This is a genomic window from Staphylococcus sp. GDY8P45P (genome assembly GCF_017892745.1).
Lineage (GTDB): Bacteria > Bacillota > Bacilli > Staphylococcales > Staphylococcaceae > Staphylococcus > Staphylococcus cohnii.
In genome coordinates, this window is sequence record NZ_JAESLS010000004.1 from 336685 (window position 1) to 357869 (window position 21185).

General features: G+C 32.0%; 18 protein-coding genes. 13 read left to right on the forward strand and 5 right to left on the reverse strand.

Features of this window, described 5'->3' with window-relative positions:
* Window positions 1-206: 206 nt before the first annotated feature.
* The 4 genes from KA873_RS01810 to KA873_RS01825 all read left to right on the forward strand — a co-directional run bounded on the left by KA873_RS01810 (window position 207) and on the right by KA873_RS01825 (window position 5319).
* The gene (locus tag KA873_RS01810; protein WP_107505079.1) at window positions 207-1232 is read left to right on the forward strand and encodes a LacI family DNA-binding transcriptional regulator; all 1026 of its coding nucleotides are present in this window, start codon (window positions 207-209) and stop codon (window positions 1230-1232) included.
* A gap of 200 nt (window positions 1233-1432) precedes the next feature.
* Window positions 1433-2728 carry an MFS transporter gene (locus tag KA873_RS01815; protein ID WP_224395352.1) on the forward strand — a complete coding sequence of 432 codons (1296 nt, stop codon included), beginning with the start codon at window positions 1433-1435 and terminating at the stop codon, window positions 2726-2728.
* Between the two features lie 16 nt (window positions 2729-2744).
* Window positions 2745-4229, forward strand: a complete 1485-nt coding sequence (xylB, locus tag KA873_RS01820) for a xylulokinase (RefSeq protein ID WP_107505080.1) — start codon at window positions 2745-2747, stop codon at window positions 4227-4229.
* 19 nt (window positions 4230-4248) lie between these two features.
* Window positions 4249-5319, forward strand: a complete 1071-nt coding sequence (locus KA873_RS01825; RefSeq protein WP_107505078.1) for an NAD(P)-dependent alcohol dehydrogenase — start codon at window positions 4249-4251, stop codon at window positions 5317-5319.
* A 350-nt stretch (window positions 5320-5669) separates the two neighbouring features.
* Here KA873_RS01825 and KA873_RS01830 read toward each other — a convergent pair whose 3' ends face one another.
* Window positions 5670-5933, reverse strand: coding sequence for a hypothetical protein (locus KA873_RS01830; RefSeq protein WP_107384230.1), 264 nt, complete (start codon window positions 5931-5933; stop codon window positions 5670-5672).
* A 206-nt stretch (window positions 5934-6139) separates the two neighbouring features.
* Between KA873_RS01830 and KA873_RS01835 the strand changes: the two genes are divergently transcribed.
* Window positions 6140-6814: a haloacid dehalogenase type II gene (locus KA873_RS01835; RefSeq protein WP_107386184.1), complete on the forward strand. Its 675-nt coding sequence runs from the start codon at window positions 6140-6142 to the stop codon at window positions 6812-6814.
* A gap of 249 nt (window positions 6815-7063) precedes the next feature.
* On the opposite strand, the gene KA873_RS01840 is transcribed toward KA873_RS01835, so the two are convergent.
* Entirely contained in the window at window positions 7064-8233 is a 1170-nt protein-coding gene (locus KA873_RS01840; protein ID WP_107386185.1) for an ArgE/DapE family deacylase, read from the reverse strand.
* A gap of 160 nt (window positions 8234-8393) precedes the next feature.
* Here KA873_RS01840 and srtA point away from each other — a divergent pair, with 160 nt between their 5' ends.
* Entirely contained in the window at window positions 8394-8993 is a 600-nt protein-coding gene (gene srtA / locus KA873_RS01845; protein ID WP_107505077.1) for a class A sortase SrtA, read from the forward strand.
* Window positions 8994-9076: 83 nt separating this feature from the next.
* Here the strand turns inward: srtA and KA873_RS01850 are convergent, their stop codons facing one another.
* A complete protein-coding gene (locus tag KA873_RS01850) occupies window positions 9077-9745 on the reverse strand; it encodes an N-acetylmannosamine-6-phosphate 2-epimerase (RefSeq protein WP_107505076.1) in 669 nt (222 codons plus the stop codon).
* A gap of 165 nt (window positions 9746-9910) precedes the next feature.
* On the opposite strand from KA873_RS01850, the gene KA873_RS01855 reads away from it, so the two are divergent.
* Complete coding sequence (locus tag KA873_RS01855; RefSeq protein ID WP_107384225.1) at window positions 9911-10708, forward strand: MurR/RpiR family transcriptional regulator; 798 nt, start codon at window positions 9911-9913, stop codon at window positions 10706-10708.
* A gap of 146 nt (window positions 10709-10854) precedes the next feature.
* Here the strand turns inward: KA873_RS01855 and KA873_RS01860 are convergent, their stop codons facing one another.
* Entirely contained in the window at window positions 10855-11727 is an 873-nt protein-coding gene (locus tag KA873_RS01860) for an ROK family protein (RefSeq protein ID WP_107384224.1), read from the reverse strand.
* Window positions 11728-11952: 225 nt separating this feature from the next.
* Here KA873_RS01860 and KA873_RS01865 point away from each other — a divergent pair, with 225 nt between their 5' ends.
* The 4 genes from KA873_RS01865 to KA873_RS01880 all read left to right on the forward strand — a co-directional run bounded on the left by KA873_RS01865 (window position 11953) and on the right by KA873_RS01880 (window position 16272).
* Window positions 11953-12834 (forward strand): N-acetylneuraminate lyase, encoded by an 882-nt coding sequence (locus KA873_RS01865; RefSeq protein WP_107386187.1) that lies wholly within the window; start codon window positions 11953-11955, stop codon window positions 12832-12834.
* Window positions 12835-12859: 25 nt separating this feature from the next.
* Window positions 12860-14404, forward strand: coding sequence for a sodium:solute symporter family protein (locus KA873_RS01870; RefSeq protein ID WP_107505074.1), 1545 nt, complete (start codon window positions 12860-12862; stop codon window positions 14402-14404).
* A gap of 289 nt (window positions 14405-14693) precedes the next feature.
* A complete protein-coding gene (locus KA873_RS01875; protein ID WP_107386189.1) occupies window positions 14694-15500 on the forward strand; it encodes a Cof-type HAD-IIB family hydrolase in 807 nt (268 codons plus the stop codon).
* Window positions 15501-15612: 112 nt separating this feature from the next.
* Window positions 15613-16272, forward strand: a complete 660-nt coding sequence (locus KA873_RS01880) for an NAD(P)H-dependent oxidoreductase (RefSeq protein WP_107386190.1) — start codon at window positions 15613-15615, stop codon at window positions 16270-16272.
* Between the two features lie 176 nt (window positions 16273-16448).
* Here KA873_RS01880 and KA873_RS01885 read toward each other — a convergent pair whose 3' ends face one another.
* Entirely contained in the window at window positions 16449-17258 is an 810-nt protein-coding gene (locus KA873_RS01885; RefSeq protein WP_182474464.1) for a VOC family protein, read from the reverse strand.
* A 185-nt stretch (window positions 17259-17443) separates the two neighbouring features.
* Here KA873_RS01885 and KA873_RS01890 point away from each other — a divergent pair, with 185 nt between their 5' ends.
* Together KA873_RS01890 and KA873_RS01895 are read left to right on the forward strand one after the other, a co-directional pair.
* Window positions 17444-19225, forward strand: a complete 1782-nt coding sequence (locus KA873_RS01890) for an ABC transporter ATP-binding protein (protein ID WP_107504917.1) — start codon at window positions 17444-17446, stop codon at window positions 19223-19225.
* On the forward strand, window positions 19218-20981 hold the full coding sequence (locus tag KA873_RS01895) for an ABC transporter ATP-binding protein (protein WP_107386193.1): 1764 nt from the start codon (window positions 19218-19220) through the stop codon (window positions 20979-20981). The genes KA873_RS01890 and KA873_RS01895 overlap by 8 nt, the downstream gene beginning before the upstream one ends.
* The last annotated feature ends 204 nt before the right edge of the window (window positions 20982-21185 follow it).

The window sequence follows — 21185 nt, forward strand, 5'->3', positions numbered from 1 at the left end:
ATAAGGGTAAATTGCAAAATCTTTATTTTGGAAAATAAAACACCCTTTGAAGTAATAAAATGATTAGTGTCCATTCAAATTACGCGATAATGAAAAATTTCCAAAATTTATGATAGCGTTTGCATTTATTATTATAAATATATATAATGAATTTAGCTGACAAGAATATGTCGAAACAAATAACTTAAACGTTTAAGGTGGGGGATATGGTAAAAAACAAACCTACACTTCATGATGTAGCAAAAGTTGCTGATGTATCTATTGCGACCGTTTCTAATGTTTTAAATAACAAAAGTACTGAATTAGGAAAAAAGACGAGGCAAAGAGTATTAGATGCAATTGATAAACTGCACTATGAACCAAACCAATTTGCAAGAAGTTTAAAAACTGGACAATCTAATTTAATTGTTTTCATTGTACCTGATCAAAATCCCTTTTTCACAGAAATACTGACAGAATTAAATAACGAATGTCAAAAACATCAATTACATGTAGCTGTTGTGTCGTCAGAGGAAAATGAACTAAAGCAACAAGCCTTAATAGAAACGTTTATCGCACAAAATGTAAGCGCTATTATATTAGTGCCTGTAAAATCTAAATTGAAGTTAAAGAAAGAGTGGAAGCAAACACCTATCTTGACAATAGATAGAAAAATAGATGGCGCAGATTTACCTTCTATAAGCGTAGATAACAAAAAAGCAGCGTTTAATGCAACTCAAAGAATTATTGATAGTACCTGTAAAAATATAGGGTTATTGTTAGCAAATCCTGATATTAGCACAACCTCAGAGAGAAAATTGGGTTATGAACAAGCGTTGAAGAAAAATAATATAAAGTTAGATGAACAAATTATTTATTATAGTAATCAGCAACTGGGCACGGATGCGCAAATTGATAGCGGCTATCATGCGACGAAATCATTAATTAATAAACATGTTCAAGCCATTGTGGCAACTAATCATTTATTGTTATTAGGTGCGTTACAAGCAATAAAAGAGAGTGGCAAAAAAATCTCTAAAGATGTAATTATAATTGGTTTTGATGATAGTTATTGGAATGAAATTTATACTCCGAAATTATCAGTCATTTCACAACCTACAAAAGAGATAGGTCGTGTCGCTGGAGAAATGATCAATCATCTAATTCAAGGGGAAAATGTTTCTTCGGTAGAACTAGATACGAAATTAATTATCCGTGAATCATGTTCATTTGCTGAGGATAAGACATTATGATTAAAACTTGAAAACATATTCTTAATCTAATAGCTGTTGATGCTTGTTATGGTTATATACAGTTGAAAAGCTATAGTTATATAGATTATTTAAGCAAGACGGGTTTTTAAAATCATTTGATTTTAATCCCGTTAACTTAATCACTAAAACTTAAACGTTTAAGTTTATTTTAATCATTTTTTAAATAAGGGGGAAATATTTTGGATAACGTTACAATTTCTAAAGATAGTCCAAAAACATGGATGGGTATTCCGAAAATTATTTTTATTGCACTTATAGCTATATTTATTTTTATGACAGGAGATGGTATTGAACAGGCATTTTTATCAAAAAATATTGTTGATATCGGCTTTTCTAGTGGTCAGGCTTCTTTAGTTTTTACAGTTTATGGTGTGATGGTAGTTGTGGGGTCATGGCTAGCGGCTGTTTTATCTGATGTTTACGGTCCTAGGAAAATAATGGCATTAGGAACGGTGATATGGCTGATTTTCCATGTGCTTTTTTTACTGTTTGGAATAGGAATGGAAAATTTACCCATGATGTTAGTGTTATACGGTATTAGAGGATTGGGTTATCCTTTGTTTTTATATGGTTTCTTAGTATGGGTGACCTATATTACTGATAAAGCAAGACTAGCCACAGCAATAGGTTGGTTTTGGGCAATGTTCTCAGTAGGTATGGGAGTAATTGGTACTTATTTGCCTAGTTTCACTATTCCATTTATAGGTTTTAATGGAACATTATGGATGTCTTTAATATGGATTTTTATCGGCGGTTTAATCGCATTTATAGTTGTAGGAAAACGCGATGTAAAACCGAATATAACGCTTTCAGTTAAACAAAGATATACTAAAGTATTAAAAGATATCGGCGTCGTGTATAAAAATCCAGACATTATTAAAGTTTTTATCGTACGTATCATCAATCAATTATCATTATTTGGGTTAGTTATTATCTTCCCAGTATTATTTACGGAAACTATTGGTTTTTCAATGCAACAATGGTTATGGACATGGGGGACAATGCATGTGACATGTATCGTTGGAGATGTAGTTTGGGGTATTATCGCTGATAAAATTGGTTGGAAACGCCAAGTAATGTTATTCGGTTGTATTGGTTGTGGCATCACGACATTATTATTCTATTACTTACCAATTCTAAGTGGTGATGTGTTTGCAATCGCAATTTTATGTGCAGTATTATTTGGTATCACTCAATCAGCATTTGTTCCTATTTTTGCGATTTTTACAGCCTTAGAGCCCGATCATATTGGTGCTACACTTTCTTCACATAATCTTGCGGCAGGATTGAGTAATTTTATTGCACCATTAATTGCTACGCTTATTTTACCATTATTTAATGAAGTGGGCGTTGTATGGGCTTTTGCAATTTGTTATTTCGTAGGTGCAGCAATCACTTATTATATTAAAGTTCACCAACCTGGCTTTGGAGACGATAAAGTTAGAACATTAAACACACAAGTTGAAAATTATTAAGAAAGGGAGAGGTAAAGTGGAAAATGTTGTACTTGGTGTAGATTTAGGTACGAGTTCAGTGAAAATTATCGCTGTGAATAAATGTGGTCATGTTATTGAACAGTCAAGTATTCCTTTGAAATTGAGTCAACCATATGCTGGTTATAATGAACAGGATCCTGAATCGTGGGTTGATGCAGTAAAAGAAGGTATAAAAAAATTGATAAATAAAGATGCAATGGCAAATATACGTATTAGCGGTCTTTCATTTTCTGGACAAATGCACGGTTTAGTACCATTGGATAAATCATACAAACCTATTAGAAATGCAATATTATGGAATGACACTAGAACTACTAAACAATGCGAAGAACTAGAAAATAAATTTGGAAAAACGCTTTTAAATAATCCTATACTCGAAGGTTTTACATTACCTAAACTTTTATGGATGAAACAGAATGAGCCGGATTATTGGCAACAATTATCTGTGTTTTTGCTGCCTAAAGATTATGTACGCTATCGATTAACAGGTCATATTGCTATGGAATATAGTGATTCAGCAGGTACGCTTCTCTTCAATCCTAAAACAAATAACTGGGAAAAAGAAATAGGTGATAAGTTGAGCTTTGGTGATATATATCCACCGTTAGTACAGTCGCATAGCTACGTCGGTAACGTTACAGAAATTGTAAAAAATGAACTTAACATTACCGAAGATATTGCTGTTTTTGCAGGTGGCGCAGATAACGCATGTGGTGCACTAGGTTCTGGTGTTATAAAAGAAGGTCAAACGTTATGTAGTATAGGAACTTCAGGTGTGATTTTATCGTGTACTTCAAACAATGAAGTAGATTATGGCCACAATATTCATTTCTTTAAACATGCCATGCCTAATATGTCATATGCAATGGGCGTTACGTTAAGTGCAGGTCATAGTTTAAATTGGTTAAAAGAAATGCTTTTTAAAGCGTATTCTTTTGATGAAATCTTGAATTTTGCTGAGAAATCTACAATTGGAGCAAATGGGTTATTGTTTTCACCATATATTCAAGGAGAGCGGACACCACATGGTGATGCATATATTAGAGGAAGTTTTATTGGCATAAATAGTAATACAGAAGAAGCGGATTTTGCACGAGCTACAGTCGAAGGTATTACTTATTCACTGTATGAATCTATTGTATATATGAGAGAAAACGGTAGGCAAATTGATGAAATTATTTCAATTGGTGGAGGTGCAAAAAACAGATTTTGGTTACAAATGCAAGCCGATATTTTCAATACTCAAGTCACTGCATTGAAATATGAAGAAGGACCAGGTGTAGGTGCAGCGATGCTCGCTGCATATGGTTTAGGCTGGTTCAATACAATGGAAGCTTGTGCTGAAACATTTATAGCATTAGGAGAGACATATAAACCTAATAAAGAAAATCATAAAAAATATAAGCAGTATTTTGAAGTTTATAAGAATATATACGCACAGACAAAAACGATGACAGAGAGCTTATTAAAGATTAATTAACTTTTAGGAGGAATTTAAAATGAGTAATAATATTCCAGAAACAATGAATATTTCAATATTAAATAAACCATTTGAGATGGAACTTAAAGAAGTAGATGTACCTAAGTTAGGACCGACAGATGTTTTAGTAAAAGTGATGGCAGTAGGTGTTTGTGGTTCAGATGTTCATTATTATGAACACGGTCGTGTAGGAGAATTTGTAGTTGAAAAACCACTAATTTTAGGACATGAATGTTCGGGAATTGTTGCTGATATTGGTCCAGAAGTAACACATTTTAAACCTGGAGATAGAGTTGCTATTGAACCTGGTGTTCCATGTGGAGAGTGTGAATACTGTAAATCTGGTAAATATAACTTATGTCCAGACGTTAAGTTTTTAGCCACACCTCCTATTGACGGCGCTTTTAGTCAATATATAAGTCATCCTGAAGGGTTTCTATTTCATATTCCTGATGCGTTATCATATGAAGAAGCAACATTAAATGAACCATTCTCAGTCGGTGTACAAGCATGTAAACGTGCGAACGTTCAACCAGGTTCTACAGTAGTAATTATGGGCATGGGCCCAGTGGGGTTGATGGCTGTCGTAGCAGCAAAAGCTTTTGGAGCTACAAAAATTATCGTGTCAGATCTTGAACGAATAAGATTGGATGAAGCATTAGAACTCGGTGCAACACATGCTATAAATATTAAAGAAGAGGATGTTATAACTCGTATCAATGAAATAACAAATCATAGAGGTGTAGATTATGCTTTTGAAACTGCAGGCAATCCTACTGCACTACAAAATGCATTAGCGGCCTTGAACAATGGAGGAACTTTAGCAATAGTTGGCTTGCCTCAACAAGAAAACATTGAATTAAATATACCGTTTATTGCTAATCACGAAATCAATGTTGTAGGTATTTTTAGATATGCTAATACTTATCCAATGGGCATTGAAATGTTATCTTCAACTGCAGCAAATTTAAATACAATGTTTACCGATTCATATGATTTAGAAAATGCACAAGAGGCTATGGAAAGAGCGAGAACAAACAAAAGTGGTTCATTAAAAGTTATGGTTTATCCTAATGGAAAATTAAAGTAAGCGCATTATAAGAAGATCTAAAATCACTGCCTGAAAGTGATTTTAGATCTCTTTTCAAATGAGCAATTTTTGCACATTTGTTGAGAATGCAGTGCGATACCATTTGTGTTAATGGGTGCATAAAGTTTAATTCTGGGAATGGAATATAACTATGATGATAGATGGCAATAAAAGCCTAGAGGTATAGCACGAAACATTCTCTTAGAATATTATATAACTTAAAATGTATTGTTACAATATAAAATTTATAAAAATTAAAATAGTTAGATGATACGCGTTATAAATAAAAAATAGTTACTTTACTGTAATAATATAAAATTGAGCTTTGAATGATTGAATAACAATGATATTTACTTTTCTTTTTGATAAAGTTCAAATGCTTTGTACAGAAATAATAGGAAAGAGATGATTAAAAACAAAGTGAATAAACCATTGAAAATAGGATTGCTAAAAAATTGAAAAATGGTAATAGCGCTCAATGATTCTAAAAATACTGAACCGGTTGTTTGTATTTGTAAGAAGTCAAATGAAAATAAAATTAAAGTAATCATCAACATATAACCTGTGGCGATAAAAAAGAGGTTTAATAAATCTAATAGAAACATTCTTCTCATAACAACCAGCCTCCCTTCTTACTGTTCTATAACCGTTTTGTAGTATAATAAAGCTATAATTAAAAAATTTACAAAAAATTAATAAATGATAGAATGCATCACCTTTCAATGACCTTTATCATTTTACAAAAATGATAAGAAACTGTTTGACTTTGTTGAAACGTGATAAAGAATAGTAAATGTGTGTTTTGAATAGGAGGTTTAAAATGTATAAAGCAATTATTTTTGATGTTTATGGAACACTTTTTGACATGTCCTCTTTAAAAAAAGGTATGACCCAATTTGATGATGAACTAGCAACATCTATTTCTAAACTGTGGAGAAAAACGCAATTAAATCACATGTTTTTAAAACAAATTATGCAACGATATATCCCATTTGATGAATTAACAAAAGAAGCTTTACGTTACACAATGGATGAGCACAAAATAAAATATGATCGAGAAGATATAAATCGTTTGTTTGATGCTTTTTTAAATTTAGAATATTTTCACGAAGTACCTAAAGTACTTGCCCAGCTGAACAGCATGAATATCAATGTAGGCATACTATCCAATGGAAACGATAATATGCTTAGACCATTGATTGATAACTCTGAATTAAGTGAAGATATCAATACGGTTATGAGTGTTAATGAAATTAAGCAATATAAACCAAGCCCTGCAAGTTATGCATTGATTTTGAAATATAATCATTTGAAAAGAGAAGAAATATTGTTTGTTTCTTCTAATTCTTGGGATGTAACTGGAGCAACAAATTTTGGCTTTGATACGGTTTGGGTGAATAGACAAAAAGAACATTTTGATTATAATGGACAGAATCCTACAATAACAGTTAATAATTTAAATGAATTAATTAATTGGTTAGAGATGAAAAAATAAATATTCATGTTCATCCATAATGATTACAAGAAACCAAAAGTCTTAGTGACTTGGATGAAAAGATGGCGTACACGCTCGGATTATCATACATCATATTTCAAGCAAGCATGCTACGGTCAAATTTGTAAGGCGTTAAATCTAAAAGGACGAATCCACTTCATATGGATTCGTCCTTTATTTGAGTATGAGGTTTATATTTTAGCCTTTACTTATTGAGCTCATGGTAGTTACATTATGTGTTTTGTTATTTTATTTAGAAGTATTTAAATATTGTGGTAATAATTGGCTATATAAATCTATAAAAGCTAGATAAGTATCTTTATAAACATATTCATCAACTTGATGTGCTTGGCCAGTTTCGCCTGGACCATACATTACAAATGAGAAACGTTCATCTTTATCCTTCATTAAATATGATGCGTCTGTAGTTGCAGTAGAAGAAGTTACTTCTAGGTTTCTATCAAAATAAGAATCACCTAAAGATTTAGCCAATTTTAAGAATTCATTATCCCCTTTAGTATATACAGGGTCACGATTTACATAAGGATTAACAGTAATATCAGCGTCACTTTCTTGTTTAACTTGATCTTTTATACTGTTAAATAGTGCTTCAAATTTATTATTATCGTAATCTGGTATAGTACGCATATTAAACAATGATTCAGCATAAGCTGGTATTGAGTTGACTTGATCACCACCGGAGATAATTGTTGAATTCATTGTTGGGGTACCGAGTAATTCACTTTTAACATCTACTTTGTTATAAGCTTTGTTTAAATAATGAATAAAATCAACCAAAGGATTAATTGCATTATAACCTAATTCAGGCATTGAGCTGTGTGAAGATTTACCTTTGGATATAACTTGAATATCCATTGTACCTTTATGTGTATAAACAATGCCATCTTGTGAAGGTTCTGCAATTAATAAAGCTTCGACGTCATGCATATAACCTTTTTCATGTAATAAAGCAGCGCCATCACTCGTTACTTCTTCTCCAGCAGTCGCCATAAATCTGATTGTACCTTGATTTAATGTACCAGCTTCTTTAATTTCTATTAAACTAATTGCTAAAGCAGCTAATCCAGATTTCATATCTGCAGCGCCACGTCCATGTAATCTACCTTGATCATCTTCTGTGAGCTTAAATGGATCATAATTCCATAAATTTTCATCACCCGTAGTGACAACATCCATATGTCCTGAAACACCAACAACAGGTTTGCCATCACCAATTTCTGCCACTAAGTTAGCTCTCGTAGTTTCACCTTCAAGTTTTTCAATGTTGGTATGAATTCCGTATTTATTAAATAAATCCTGTAAATAATGTGCGACATCAAGTTCATTTTCATTCACAGATTGAATTTCAATAATGTCAGATAATATTTTTACACGTTCATCATCTGAAAATACTGACATACAAACACATCCTTTATATATATTGAATACTTTAGTATCTACCACATTATGAAATTTTTAAAACTATAAAAGGTTTTATGGAGAAATTAACGTTGTTAGATAATGAGTTGTGCTATACTTACAATGAATATTTTGATTTAGAAAAAGGAGTATTCGTTACATGAAAAAATGGGGAAGTAGGCTTGTCACACTAATTGGTGTAGCACTCATCATAATAGCGATTTATTTATTTATAAAACCAAAAATTGATAATTACTTTGCACAAAAAGACAATGAAAATAAAATAGAACATTATGACAAACAATCTAAAACCTCTGAAAATGAGAAAGTAGAAATACCTAAAGATAAGACAAAAATGGCAGGATATTTATCAATCCCTGATGCAGATATTAAAAAACCTGTTTATCCAGGACCTGCCACGCCCAAACAATTAGATAGAGGCGTAAGTTTTGTGGAATCAAACGAAACATTAGAGGATCAAAATATCGCAATTGCAGGTCATACATTAACGGGTCATTCGGATTATCAGTTTTCTAAGTTACCTGAAACAAAAAAAGGAAGTAAAGTTTATTTTAAAGTTGGAGATGAACGAAGAACGTATAAGATTACTAAAATTTATGATGTGAAACCAGATGAAGTCGAAGTGCTAGATGAACAAGCATCGAATAAGAAGCAGTTAACATTAATTACATGTGATAATTACAATGAGCAAACAGGTGAGTGGGAAGATAGAAAAATATTTGTTGCCGAGGAACTATAGCATACTAAATAAAAAATTATATAAAAACCCATATTCATTAGCCATGTAGGAACCATGTATTTGAATACGGGTTTTTTAAATTATTAATTTTCAATTGCTTGAATAAATCTTTTAGTGATTTCTTTAGGGCGTGTAATCGCACCGCCGACGACTGTACAGTGAACATTTAATTCTGTAACTTGTTTAAACATTTCAGGTGTGATGACATTTCCTTCAGCTATGACTTTCGCATGAACATGTGATAGCACATCTTTTAAAAATTGGAAATTATCTTCATACAAAATATGTCCTTTTGTATAACTAGTATAGCCACGAAGGGTAGTTCCTATGTAATCAAAACCTAGTTTATCAGCATATTGTGCTTCTTCAAGTGTAGAAATATCAGCCATGATTTCTATATTTGGTGCATGCTGACGTATATATGAAACAAGTTCTTTAAGTGATTCTTTAGGACGTGCTTGCTTTGTGGCATCAAGAGCAATGACTTCACATTTACTTTCTAGTAATTCATCGACTTCTTTACGTGTTGCAGTGATAAAAACATCAGAATTTGCATAATCTCTTTTTACAATACCGATGACAGGTAAATTCACTTCTTGTTTTATAGCAATAATATCTTCTTTAGAATTTGCTCTAATGCCTACAGCCCCACCTTCGTATGCAGCTAAAGCCATTTTTGACATGATAAAAGATGAATGTAATGGCTCATTTTCCAAGGCTTGACATGAGACAATTAATCCTTGTGGTAACATAATTATACACTCCGTAACTTTAGTAGATTTAATAAAATACTTTATTATCTAATAGATTTATATTTTTAATATAACACCAAGAAAATAATAATCAATATATTTCATTGTTATGAAAAACATTTTCATTTATAATATAGCTAATATTGGGATGGGAGGATGCACAAAATGAAATTCGAAAATCGCGTTCAACGTTATCATCATTTATTTACCAAAACAGATAAACAAATCGTAGCATATATTCAAAACAATGACTTTGACGACACATTTTCAACAATTAATTCATTAGCATATGCGATTGGTACTTCACCTGCAACAATCACAAGGTTTAGTAATAAATTAAATTACGAGAACTTTCAAGATTTGAAGTTTAATTTACAGCAAGAAATGTCAGAAAGAGTAATAGAAAATAGTCCATTAATTCAACGTATTCATAAATATCATCAAAATATTATTCAACAAACAGGAGAATTTATTTCTGATGAAAAAATTCAAAGTTTTGTAAACCAAATTATTCGTAGTCGGCAAATTATTTATGCAGGACTTGGTAGTTCTGGATTATCAGCTACTGAATTTTACTATCGTATGATGAGAATGGGGTTGAAAGGGAATGTGTCTACAGATGCACATCAAATGAAAATATTTGCTTCTTTATTATCAACTTCCGATACATTTGTTGCAATTTCAAATAGTGGCGAAACTACAGAGCTTATCGCTGCAGCTAAAGTTGCACATGAACGTGGTGCATATGTCGTAGTGATAACAAATTATGAAGGAAGTCCAATTACAGCGTGTGCGGATTTAGTGCTTATTACTACTGATCAATCTAGAAATAAAGACACCCAATTTATCAATACTCAAATAGCTACATTATTTTTAATAGATATCGTCAGTTACTTATTATTGGACGATACGTATATGCATAATGTATATCAACATACTAAAAAAGTAGTATTAAATGAATAGAATCATTGTGAAAATAAATATTTTTGATTAAAACATAAACGCCAAATTCTATTGGGATAATTTAGAATTTGGCGTTTTTTATAGTTTTGACTTTTAAAACGGAGTAACTTTCATTATTATGACAACAAAATGATGACAAAAACTTTTTAAAATCTAGAGACTGCTCCGTATAGTGCAGCGTGATTCTGTGTACTTGTTGTTTGTATTTGAGCATGACCGTATTGTTCAGGTAAATAACATTCGACTTTTGGTATGATGTATTTTAATAAATTTTGACCTTGTGACGAAACACCGCCACCGATCAGTATTAACCCAGGATCATAAATGATTTGTATTTGAGCGATGCCTTCTGCGATGGAATCACTCCATTGATTGAGTATGGCTAGTGCAAGCGTATCTTGTTGATCTGCTAGTTCAAATAATTTTGGCACATTGTCTTGATGAATAAACCCTTTTTCTAACATGAGTGCTTTTAAGGCAGTTGTTGAGGCACGTTGTTCAAAGGTTTTGTTTGTTTTTCTATCATAAAGCAAATAACCAATTTCATTAGCGCGATTTCTTTCGCCATTGTATAGTTGCGCGTATTTGTTATAAAAAGCGCCACCAATTCCTGTTCCCAGAGTTAAGCAAAAAATATTTTGTGAGCTGTAATCATGGAAAGCCAGTTCTCCTAATAATGCTGCATTGACATCATTAAATACATTCACCTGAGCATTTAACGGTTCAAGCAAAGATTTGAAGTCAGTTCCCTTATAATTGGGAATCGTTGGCCCAGCGTATTCAACTATACCGCGCTGTTCATCTATAACGCCTGCGCTAGAAATACCAACATAAAGTGGGTCGATTTGATAAGATTTCTGCAACATCATTACAAGCTCATAAACTTTATCCCTAATAAACGTATCGATGTTATTTGGGGTAGGTGTTTTGATGTACTCTATAAAATTTAATGATTGATCTACCACAGCAGCCTTAATTTCTGTTCCCCCAATATCAATAGCAATCTTATATTGATGCATATTTGCACCCTCCTTAATTTCTACAAGAAAATCAATATTGAAAAAATTTTTCACGCATATCATTATAAAATGATGCATTTTTTCAAAAAACTATTGCCACACTCTATGATAGCGTTTACAATTTGAACTGTAAATAGAATAAATAAAAGATATTTTTTAAAGCATTATATGTTTATATAAATGATTAAAAATAATAACTTAAATATATAGATGGAGGGTTATAAAATGGAAGAGAATTTAAAAGGTTTATATGCAGCATTATTAGTACCATTTGATGAGGATGGTCAGGTTAAAGAGGAAGGATTGGCGCAAATTGCACAAAATGCCATTGAAACTGAAGGATTAGATGGACTTTATGTTAATGGCAGCTCAGGCGAAAACTTCTTATTAAATAAAGAGCAAAAGAAACAAGTTTTTAAAGTTGCTAAAGAGGCAGTGAATGAGAATGTAAAATTGATCGCTCAAGTTGGATCATTAGATTTAAATGAAGCAATAGAGCTAGGTAAATATGCAACTGAATTAGGGTATGATGCCATTTCTGCAGTTACACCATTCTATTATCCATTTTCATTTGAAGAAATCAAAGATTACTATTTTGAATTAATTGAAGCGACACAAAATAATTTAATTATTTATGCAATTCCAGATTTAACTGGCGTTAACATTTCCATAGAACAATTTGGTGAATTATTTAATCATGAAAAAGTGGTCGGTGTGAAATATACTGCTCCTAACTTTTTCTTATTAGAACGTATTCGCAAAGCGTATCCAGATAAATTAATACTTTCTGGTTTTGATGAAATGTTAGTACAAGCGGCTATTTCTGGTGTAGATGGCGCAATTGGCTCTACATATAATGTCAATGGTAGACGCGCAAGACAAATTTTTGAAAAAGCTAAAAATGGTCAAATTGATGAAGCTTATCAAATTCAGCATGATACTAACGACATTATTGAAAATGTGCTGTCTATGGGCATTTATTCTACATTGAAAGAAATTTTAGCGACACGTGGTATTGATGGTGGATTACCAAAACGTCCGTTCAAACCGTTCAATGAAAACAACAGAGCTAAATTAGAATCATTAATTAACAAATACGATTTATAGGTTACCGTATAAGGGGATGAATTAAATGGAACAAGTTGGTTTTGGTATATGGAACTGGATGGCAGTAGTTATTTACCTTTTAGTTATGCTTTTAGTCGGTGCATATTTTACCAAACGCGCAAGCCAAAGTACAGATAGCTTCTTTACGGCTAGTGGTCGTTTGCCTTCATGGGCAGTAGGGTTCTCTATTTATGCCACAACTTTAAGTGCGATAACTTTTATGTCTACGCCAGAAAAGGCTTTTTTGACAGACTGGTCATATATTGCAGGTAATATTGCGATTGTAGCAATTATTCCTTTACTTATATACTTTTATGTACCTTTTTTTAAAAAATTAAAGGTGACGTCTGCTTATGAATATTTAGAGGCGCGTTTTGGACCTAGTATTCGTGTTATCGGTTCATTGTTATTTGTGTTATTCCATATTGGGAGAGTAGCCATTGTTATCTATTTACCTACATTAGCGATAACTTCTGTATCAGATATGAATCCATATGTAGTGGCAAGTTTGGTTGGTATTTTGTGTATTCTTTATACATTCCTTGGCGGTTTTGAAGGTGTTGTATGGAGTGATTTCATTCAAGGCGTCATTCTATTAGGTGGCGCAGCAGCAATCATTATTTTAGGTGTAGTCCACATTCAAGGGGGAATGGGGACTGTTGTAAGTGATGCATTAGAACATAAAAAAATCATTAGTGCTGATAACTGGAAATTTAATACTGCAGCCGCAGCAATTCCTATCATCTTTTTAGGGAACATTTTTAACAACTTGCATCAATATACAGCAAGTCAAGATGTGGTACAACGTTATCAAGCATCAGATTCTATATCAGAAACAAAAAAATCTTTATGGACGAATGGGGCCTTAGCTTTAATATCGGCGCCGTTATTCTACGGTATGGGAACAATGATGTACTCATTTTATAGTCATGAAAGTGCATTGCCTAAAGGGTTTAATACTTCTTCTGTAGTACCATACTTTATACTTACTGAAATGCCACCATTTGTTGCTGGACTATTAATAGCAGCCATATTTGCAGCGGCACAATCAACCATTTCTTCAAGTTTGAATTCAATTTCGGCTTGTATTTCTGTTGATATTAAGCACAGATTCTTTGGCAAGAAAGATGAAAAAAGTGAAGTTGGATTTGCTAGATGGATAATTATCCTTTCGGGATTATTTGGATTCGGTATGTCTATTTATCTAATTGCAGCAGATTCTAACGACCTTTGGGATTTATTCTTGTTAATTACTGGTTTAGTAGGAGTACCATTGGCTGGTGTATTTGCGGTTGGTATATTCACACGTCGTACCAATACGTTCGGTGTACTGATGGGATTAATATTTGGAATTATTTTTGCTTATATCTTTAACGGAATGGGTGGCGGCAATTCACCATTCTATGTATCTATTATTTCGTTTATAGTAGCATTTATTTTCTCTTATATCATAAGTATTATCGTGCCAGGTAAACCAAAAGATATTACAGGTTTAACAATCTATGATATTAAAGAAAAATCTAATTATGTTTCTATTGTTCGTATGAAAGAAGACAATCAAGAAGGCTAAAGCTTTATAAAGTTAGGTAAAATGAATCGTACATTGAGTTGTCATAGAATAGATTTTTTCCAATGTTAAGCTAAGATAATTTTTAGAAAATGAATACGTTATTCAAGGCAGATAGAATCAAGCATATTGCGTATGTGCTTTCTATTCTGCCTATTTTTTATTTAAAACTTTAAAAATTAGATTATTCACAACTTAAAGGATATAATTCAATTTATTTATTTTAATTTAGCGATGAATATAGATATAATGAATTACAGATATAAGCAGAGCATTTGAGGGGATGATAAGTATGATAAAAGCAATCGCAGTAGATATGGATGGTACATTTTTAGATTCAAAAAAACAATATGATCAAGAAAGATTTAATCGTATATTTCAACAATTGAAAAATGAAAATATTAAATTTATAGCAGCAAGTGGTAATCAATACGCAAAATTAAAATCTATTTTCGGAGATAAAGCTATGTTTTTTGTTGCTGAAAATGGCGCGGTTATTTATGAAGGCAATACGTTATATGATTACCAAGCATTTGAAAAAGATGTTTTCCGTAATATTGTTAATTATTTAAATATCACCCGTGGTATCAACGAAATAATTGTTTGTGGATTGAAAAGTGCTTACATATTAAAAGACAATGAGCAATCATTTAAAAAAGATGCACATTTTTATTATCGACAATTAAAAGAAATTGAATCCTTACAAAATTTACCAGAAGACGAATATGTAAAAATCGCTTTAAATATAGATAGAGCAACACATCCTACACTTGATAAGGATTTGTCAAAACGCTTTTCACAAGATTTGTCACTTGTATCAAGTGGTCGAGATAGTATCGATATTATCATTCCAGGTATGACCAAAGGAAATGCATTAGCTAGATTATTAAAAAAATGGGGATTAGCGGAAGACGAGCTCATGGCATTTGGAGACGCAAATAATGATTTAGATATGTTGCAATTAGCAACATATAGTTATGTGATGGAAAATTGTGAAGATGAAACATTATTCGAAATTGCAAATTATGTAGCACCATCAAATGATAAGCAAGGTGTTTTATCTATTATTGAAGATCAAGTGCTTAAAATGAATAAGTAATATCTTATATCTTAATTTGGTATTAAGCTTAAACATTTTATTTTAATCCATGTAACAACCTATCCTATACTAAAAGGTATAAGATACAAATGGAAAGGATGGCAAACAAGAAATGAATGATATGCAACAAACAATTATAAACGCGTTTAATTTTAGACATGCAACAAAAAGGTTTGATTCAAATAAAAAGATAAATGAAAGTGAATTTGACACTATCTTAGAAGCGGGTAGACTGTCCCCGAGCTCTCTGGGATTAGAACCTTGGAAATTTATCGTAATACAAAATTCAGAAATTAGAAATAAGTTAAAAGAAATAAGTTGGGGTGCAAAAGGGCAGTTAGATACAGCAAGCCATTTCGTAATTATATTGGCACGTAAAAATGTAACTTCTAAATCACCATTTGTACAACATATGATTCGAGATATTAAGCAATACAGCGAAGATAGTATACCTGCTACGGAAGAAAAATTCGATAATTTCCAAACAAGTTTCCATATTAATGATAATGCACAAACATTGTTGGAATGGGCTAAAAAACAAACATACATTGCATTAGGTAATATGATGACGAGTGCGGCATTATTAAATATTGATTCTTGTCCGATGGAAGGATTTGATTTAGATGCTGTAACGCAATTTTTAATTGATGAAGGCTTGATGGATGAAACGCATTTTGCACCATCCGTAATGGTTGCATTTGGTTATAGAGAAACTGAAGCAAAAGAAAAAGTGCGTCAACCTCAATCTCATGTTGTAGAATGGGTTGAATAATAAGAACGACCATGACTAAAATATTTAAAGTTCGTACAAAAGAAAACCATGACATTAATGTCTTGACTTAAATAAAAAAAACGTCAATTTCTATAATTATAATAGAAATTGACGTTTTTATTATTATAAACTTTAATAGCATGTTGAGTTATTATACTGTGCGTGATGTCTTAGCTTTATACTTTATCAGCTATTAATGACATTTGATTGTGTAAAGTAATATTTAAACCGTCTATTAAAAAAGTTTCTTCAACTTCATTGTTTGGTTTATAAATATCGATGTGGACTAATCCATAGCTGTTATCATTTTCAATTCTCGGTAAGCTGGATTGCCAAGTATTTACTGCAATATGATGGTGATAATATTTAGATGACATAAACAGAGCTTGAGGAAAATCGGAAATATGTTGAAGCCCTAACTTATCAATGTAAAAATGTCTAGCTACTGCTAAGTCAGATGTTTTCAAATGCAAATGCCCAATCTTTGCATTATTTGGTATTTTATCCCAACCTATCTCTGTTCTTTGATTAAGTAAATCAGCTGTATCTACTTGTAACGTATCCATTTTCACTTTGTCATTTTCCCACAACCATTCAGATTCAGGTCTGTCGTAATAAACTTCAATGCCATTTCCTTCTGGATCATTAAGGTATAAAGCTTCACTCACAAGATGGTCACCGCCACCAATCGGAATGTTTGATTGTGAAATATGAAATAAGAAATTAGCTAAATCTACGCGTTCAGGTAGTAGAATTGCTATGTGAAATAAGCCTGCTTCTCTTAAGGAAGGCTGACGTCCCTCTTGAATTTCATTTAATGTAATAGTATGGTCGCTCAAACCAACTTGTAAAATAGCAGAAGTATCATCTTTTGATACAACTTTAAGTCCTAAAATGTGTGAATAGAATTCCAACATTGTTTTTAAATTTTTAACATTTAAGGTGATATTTGTTACTTGAATTGCTGCTTTATCGTGAAAAGTCATCATTTTGCTCCTTTATAGTCAGTTATGATTTATAACTATAAGTTAATATAAAAAGTATACCAAGTCAATTTACTTGTCTCGCTATTTAGAATTACACAACGTTTAAAATCACTACTATATTTACATTTAACAACATGTGGTAATATGTGAACATAAACAATTTGGATGATGAAGTGGGTGAGTGTATGCAAGTCTTTTGGAAATTAGGGTGGTTTTTCAGACAGCATAAAGGTAGTTATATTATAGGTTTGAGCACATTATTTTTGATTGCTGTGATTGAAATTTTACCACCACAGATTATCGGTAAGACGATTGACTATATGGTGGCTAATAAATTAACACCGAAATTATTAATAATTTATCTTTCTATATTAGTGTTGGTCGCGATTTTGACTTATGTATTAAGATATATTTGGAGATTATCGATATTTGGGACAAGTCAAAAACTAGGCCAAACATTAAGAACGTATTTATATAAAAAATATACAGTTATGAGTGCTATCTTTTATCAAAATAGAAGAACTGGTGATTTGATGGCACATGCAACCAATGATATCAGAGCAGTGCAAAATGCTGCAGGCGCAGGGATATTAATGATTGCAGATTCTTTGATAACTGGTGGAACCGTAGTTATCACAATGGCTGTAACAGTAAGCTGGAAATTAACACTGATTGCAATGATACCACTGCCTTTTATGGTGTTGTTAACAAGTTTTTATGGTTCATTACTTAGTAAAGGATTTAAAAAAGCTCAAGCAGCGTTTAGTAGATTGAATGATAAGACACAAGAAAGCGTGGCTGGTATTAAAGTCACTAAGACATTTGGTTATGAGGCTAGTGATCAACAAGATTTTAAAGATTTAAGTGATGATGTAGTAAATAAAAATTTAAAAGTTTCAAAAATTGATGCATTGTTTGACCCAACAATTACATTAGTTATAGGAATGAGTTACTTTTTATCAATTTTATTTGGTGCAAAATTAGTTTTCAATAATACAATCACACTTGGTCAACTGATTACATTTACGACTTATTTAGGCATGCTTGTTTGGCCATTACTAGCACTAGGATTATTTTTTAATATCGTTCAAAGGGCAAAGGCATCTTATGAACGAATTGAAGAAATAGGAAACACCCCTAATGATATAGATACAGATTATAAACTTAATACAAGACCATATGGGGATATTGAATTTAATATTAAACAATTTAATTTCCCGGGAAATTCGGAAGAAGGCATTTATGATGTGCATTTTGAAGTGAGTAAAGGTTCTACTGTTGGCATAGTTGGTAGAACTGGATCAGGGAAAAGCACATTAATTAGATTGTTACTTAGAGAGTTTGATACAAAGGAACCGAATGAAATCAAATATGGTGACCATCCTATTCGAGATTATAATGTACAATATTTAAGAGATCAGTTTGGGTATGTACCACAGGAACACTTTCTATTTTCTACTACCATTCGAAATAATATTGCATTTAGTAATGAAAAAATAGATGACAATCAGATATTTGCAGCAAGTAAAGCAAGTTATATTCATGAGGATATTTTATCTTTCCCTTATCAATATCAAACTGTTGTAGGTGAAAGAGGCGTATCATTGTCAGGCGGACAAAAACAAAGAATATCAATTGCGAGAGCGTTATTAATAAATCCAGAAGTATTAATACTTGATGACTCTCTTTCTGCAGTGGATGCTCAAACCGAAGAAGTGATACTAAACAATTTAGAAAAATTAAGAAAAGGAAAAACGAATATCATTACTGCACATCGGATGAGCGCTGTGAAACAAGCGGATAAAATAATTGTGATGGATCAAGGAACAATTGTTGAAAAAGGTACACATACTACTTTGATGAACCAAAAAGGATGGTATTACGAAACATATCGAGCTCAAGCTTTACAACAAAAGCTCACGCGTAATTTAGATGACTTAACGAAAGGGGACGATACTAATGGCTGAAAAAGTTAATTTAACTGCGAAAGACCAAGCCCAGTCTTTGATTAGGTTATTTAAGTATACGACCCCTTATAAAGGGATTATTGCTTTAGCGTTTTTAACATTAACAATATCTACCATAGCAAGTATGTTAACACCCTATTTGGTAAAGGTATTTATCGATGATTACCTTACGCCACGTATCTTTCCTCAGCAAGCAATGATTTGGCTTATTATAATCTTTATCAGCATTCAAATAATAGGTGCAGTAACAATGTATTTAAGTCAATATCTTTTTCAATATCTTGCTTTTAAAGTGATACAACAATTAAGGATTGACGCTTTTAATAAATTAGGGAAATTGGGAATGAAGTATTTTGATAAGGTGTCAGGCGGCAGTATTGTATCTAGGTTAACAAATGATACAGAGACAATTGTTGATATGATTATAGGCGTTTTTTCAACATTTCTTATAGCTATTTTCATGATGATCTCTAGTTATATTATGATGTTTATTTTAGAGATGAAATTAGCTTTAATTTCATTGGTGTTTTTACCAGTTATCATACTCATACTTGCGAGTTATCGGAAATACTCAGCTGTTTTATTTACAAAGTCGAGACAAAAATTGTCCGATTTAAATACAAAGTTAGCAGAATCTATAGAAGGTATGAAGATAATACAGGCATTTAATCAAGAAAAAAGGTTAAACAAAGAATTCAATCATATCAATGATGAACATTATCAATATATGTTAAAAACAGTGAAACTTGATAGCTTATTATTGAGACCTGCAATAAGTTCACTAGCTATTTTTGCTCTAGTTATGATTTTAGGTTATTTTGGTATCATCAGTTTTACAACAGGTATTACAGCTGGTGTTGTATTTGCATTTGTGCAATATATGGAACGATTTTTTGAACCAATCAACCAAGTAAGTCAAAATTTAAATATTTTACAACAAGCTTTGGTTTCAGCGAGTAGGGTATTTACTTTAATTGACGATGAAACGTATGAGCCTGAACAACAACCTGTGCCATCAAATACAATTGACAAAGGAAAGATTGAATTTAAAGAAGTGAGTTTTAGCTATGATGGTGAGACAGACGTACTTAAAAACATTAATTTTACCGTTAATCCGGGGGAAATGGTAGCGCTTGTTGGTCATACAGGTTCAGGAAAGAGTTCCATCATCAATTTGTTTATGCGTTTTTATGAATTTGAGCGAGGTAGTATTGAAGTGGATGGGCATTCAATTAAAACAATACCGAAACTAGAATTAAAGCAGAAAATAGGACTCGTACTTCAAGATGCATTTATATTTTATGGCACTGTAGCATCTAATATTAAATTGTACCACCCAACGATGACATTTGAACAAGTAAAGAAAGCTGCAGAATTTGTTCATGCACACCATTTTATTGAAAAGTTGTCAGATCAATATCAACATAGAGTAATTGAAAAAGGAAGTTCATTTTCAAGTGGTGAGCGACAATTGATAGCATTTGCAAGAACAATTGCGACCAATCCCAAAATACTTATTTTAGATGAAGCGACAGCAAATATTGATTCTGAAACGGAAGAACAAATACAACAATCTTTGAATACAATGAGAAAAGGAAGAACAACTTTAGCCATTGCGCACAGACTATCTACGATTCAAGATGCTGATAAAATACTTGTATTAAATCATGGAGAAATTGTAGAGCAAGGGACACATGAAACACTAATTCAAAAAAATGGTATTTATTATAATATGTATGTATTGCAAAATGGATAAATCATGTATTTTAGTACAAAAATAATAAAGTGCGCGAATTGCTGTTATTTTAAGGTTTAAATGCAGCTAAACAATCAAAACTAAGGTCTTCAGTCAAAGAACAATTGATGTAGATTCAATTGCTATATTTATAAAAGCGGGTTTGAATTTCATTAGAATAGAATATGGATCCGAAAAATAAAAAGAAAAAAAGAGTCTGGGACA